Here is a 3,779-nt window from a genome sequence, read left to right on the forward strand (position 1 = left end):
CTGATCGCATGCAACGCCGCATCCAGCAACGCCGGATGCAGACCAAACCCCGACCCACTCACCCCATCCGGCAACGCGACCTCGGCGAACACCTCATCACCCCGGCGCCACGCCGCCTTGAGACCCGCGAACGCGGGGCCGTACCCGAAGCCCATCTCGGCGAGCCGGTCGTAGTGCCCGTCCACATCGAGCGGCGTGGCGTCGGCCGGGGGCCACACCTCAAACCCGAAGTCCTCAACCGGACCACCCGAAGCCAGCACCGCACTCGCGTGACGCGTCCACGCCGTCTCGGCCTGCGCCCCTTCCGAACGCGAGTAGATCTCCGCCGGCCGGCGTCCCGACTCGTCGGCGGCGCCCACCACCACCTGAAGCTGGACCGCGCCTCGCTCGGGCAGAACCAGCGGCGCCCGCAACGTCAACTCCTCAATATGCGAGCACCCGACCTGATCACCGGCCCGGACCACCAGCTCCACAAACGCAGCCCCCGGCAGAATCACCGACCCCAGCACCGCATGATCGGCCAGCCACGGATGCGACTGGAGCGACAGCCTGCCGGTCAGCAGGAGTCCGTCGCCGTCGGCCGGCGCCACGGTCGCGCCCAGCAGCGGATGATGGGCGGAGGCCAGGCCAAGACCGGCGGCGCCGGCCGTGCCCGCGAGATGCGGGGGCGCCTCCAGCCAGTAGCGCTCACGCTGGAAGGCGTAGGTGGGCAGGTCGACCCTGCGTGCGTGGGGGAAGACGGCGTCCCAGTCCGGGGTGGAGCCCGCGACATGGAGCCGCGCCAGGGCCGACATGATGGTTTCCGGCTCGGCTCTGCCGTTGCGGAGGGCGGGGATGAAGATTCCTTCGGCGCAGTCTTGGCCCATCGCGGTCAGTACGGCGTCGGGACCGAGCTCCAGGAAGACACGCACGCCCTCGGCTTCCAGCGTCCGCATGGTGTCCAGGAACCGCACCGGCTGACGGACGTGGGCGACCCAGTAGTCGGCATCCCAGCCGAACGTGATCGGGATCTGAGGCGGGTTGTAGCTCAGAGATTCGGCGACCCGGCGGAAGTCGTCCAGCATCGGGTCCATCAGCGGGGAGTGGAAGGCATGGCTGACCTTCAGCCGCTTCGACTTGCGGCCGTCGAAAGCCGCGACCACCGTGGCGACGGCGTCCTCCTCACCGGCGATGACGACCGATGAAGGGCCGTTGACGGCGGCGACGCTCACCCGGTCGGTGAGATGCGGCAGGACCTCCTCCTCCGAGGCCTGGATCGCGACCATCGCCCCGCCCTCGGGAAGGGCCTGCATCAGCCGGCCTCGGGCGGTGACCAGCGTGCAGGCGTCCTCCAGGGACAGCACCCCGGCCACGTGCGCCGCGGCGATCTCCCCGATGGAATGCCCGGCCAGGAAGTCCGGGACGATGCCCCACGACTCCACGAGGCGGAACAGCGCCACCTCGATCGCGAACAACGCCGGCTGGGTGAACTCCGTACGATCCAGCAGCTCACCGTCGATGGCGGGCAGATGAGCGCACACCCGGTCGTACGCCTCGGCGAACACCGGATACGTCTCATACAGCTCCCGGCCCATCCCGGCCCGCTGAGACCCCTGACCGGTGAACAGGAACGCCACCTTGCCTGAAGATGCGACACCCTGAACCACGTCGGGAGAGGTCTCCCCACGGGCCAGCACCCCCAGCCCGGCCACGAGCGCATCGCGGTCCTTGCCCAGCACCACCGCACGGTGCTCGAAGGCGGAGCGGCCCGTCGCCAGCGTGTGGCCCACGTCGGCGAGGTCGAGCCCCGGGTGCTCGGCCAGATGCGCGCGCAGCCGTACGGCCTGGTCCCGCAGGACCCGCTCGTCGCGGCCGGACAGCACCCACGGCACGATCGGGAGACCTGACCGCTCCGGCCGCGCGGGCTCAGCCGAGGATGCCTGCTCGACGATGGCGTGGGCGTTGGTGCCGCTGAACCCGAAGGAGGAGATGCCGGCCCGCCTCGGACGGTCGGTCGAAGGCCAGGGCCGGGCCTCGGTCAGCAGCTCGACGTCGCCCGCCGTCCAGTCCACGTGCGGGGTCGGCTCGCCGACGTGCAGGGTCTTCGGCAGGACGCCGTGGCGCATCGCCATGACCATCTTGATGATCCCGCCGACACCGGCCGCCGCCTGCGAATGCCCGATGTTCGACTTCAGCGAACCGAGATACAGCGGCGTCTCCCGCTCCTGGCCGTAGGTGGCGAGGAGCGCCTGGGCCTCGATCGGGTCGCCCAGCGTCGTGCCGGTGCCGTGCGCCTCCACCGCGTCCACGTCACGCACCGTGAGCCGGGCGTTGGCCAGCGCCTGCCGGATCACCTGCTGCTGCGACGGACCGTTCGGCGCCGTCAACCCATTCGAAGCACCGTCCTGGTTGATGGCCGTGCCGCGCACGACCGCGAGCACCTGATGGCCGTTCCGCTCGGCGTCCGACAGCCGCTCAAGCAGCAGCATGCCCACGCCCTCCGACCAGCCGGTGCCGTCGGCGTCGGCGGAGAACGCCTTGCACCGGCCGTCGGCCGCCAGACCGCGCTGCCGGCTGAAGTCGATGAACGCCCCGGGCGACGCCATGACCGTGACGCCGCCCGCCAGCGCCATCGTGCATTCGCTCTGGCGCAGGGCCTGGCAGGCCCAGTGGAGGGCGACGAGGGAGGAGGAGCAGGCCGTGTCGATGGTGACGGCAGGGCCTTCGAGCCCGAAGGTGTACGCCACCCGGCCCGAGGCGATGCTCCCCGAGTTACCGGTGCCCAGATACCCCTCGATCCCCTCAGGCACGGCAGGAAGACGAGAGGCATAGTCGTGATACATCACCCCGGCGAACACACCGGTACGGCTGCCGCGAATCGTCGCCGGGTCGATCCCCGCCCGCTCGAACGCCTCCCAGGAGGCTTCCAGCAACAGCCGCTGCTGCGGATCCATCGCCAGCGCCTCACGCGGCGAAATCCCGAAGAACCCCGCATCGAACTGGCCCGCATCGTGGAGGAAGCCGCCTTCGCGGGTGGAGCTCGCGCCCTGCCGGTCGGGGTCGTCGTCGAAAGCGACGTCCCAGCCACGGTCGGCCGGGAAGGCCGTGATGCCGTCACCACCGGAGGAGACCAGCCGCCACAGATCCTCAGGCGAGGCCACCCCACCCGGATACCGGCAGCTCATCCCGACGATCGCGATCGGCTCGTCGTGGGAGACGGCCGCCACCGTCTGCCGCTCTTCCGCGCCTCTGGCGCCGAGAAGCTCGGCCGCCAGGTGCTCGGCCAGGACGACCGGAGTCGGGTAGTCGAAGACGAGTGTGGCGGGGAGTTTGAGCCCGGTCGCGGCCTTGAGGTGGTTGCGCAGCTCGACCGCGGTGAGGGAGTCGAAGCCCAGTTCCTTGAACGCCTTGCCCGGCTCGATCCCCTCCGGTGAGGCGTGCCCCAAGACAGCCGCCACCTGGCTCCTGACCAGGTCGAGGATGACCTTGTCCCGCTCGGCGTCGGGCAACGCGGCCAGACGCTCCGCCAGCGCCGAAGTCCCCACGCCACCCGCCGAGGCCATCCGCCGGCTTCCACCCCGCACCAGGCCGCGCAGCACGGCAGGCACCATGCCCCCGGCCATCACCCCCAGATCGAGCTTGATCGGCACCACCACCGGCCGATCCACCGCCAACGCCGCATCGAACAGCGCCAGCCCCTCACCCGCCGTCAGGGCACCCACACCGCCCCGGGCCACCCGCCCGGCACCGGCCCCCATCCCCGCGTCCTGCTCCCACAACCCCCACGCCAACGACACCCC

At 71.0% G+C, this 3,779-nt stretch carries 1 protein-coding gene; it reads right to left on the minus strand.

Translation table 11 applies throughout. The features are described from left to right. A partial coding sequence (locus AB0B72_RS40035; protein ID WP_367745020.1) for a beta-ketoacyl synthase N-terminal-like domain-containing protein occupies nt 1-3,779 on the minus strand: 3,779 nt, incomplete at both ends.

Source organism: Microbispora sp. NPDC049125 (assembly GCF_040802045.1).
Lineage (GTDB): Bacteria > Actinomycetota > Actinomycetes > Streptosporangiales > Streptosporangiaceae > Microbispora.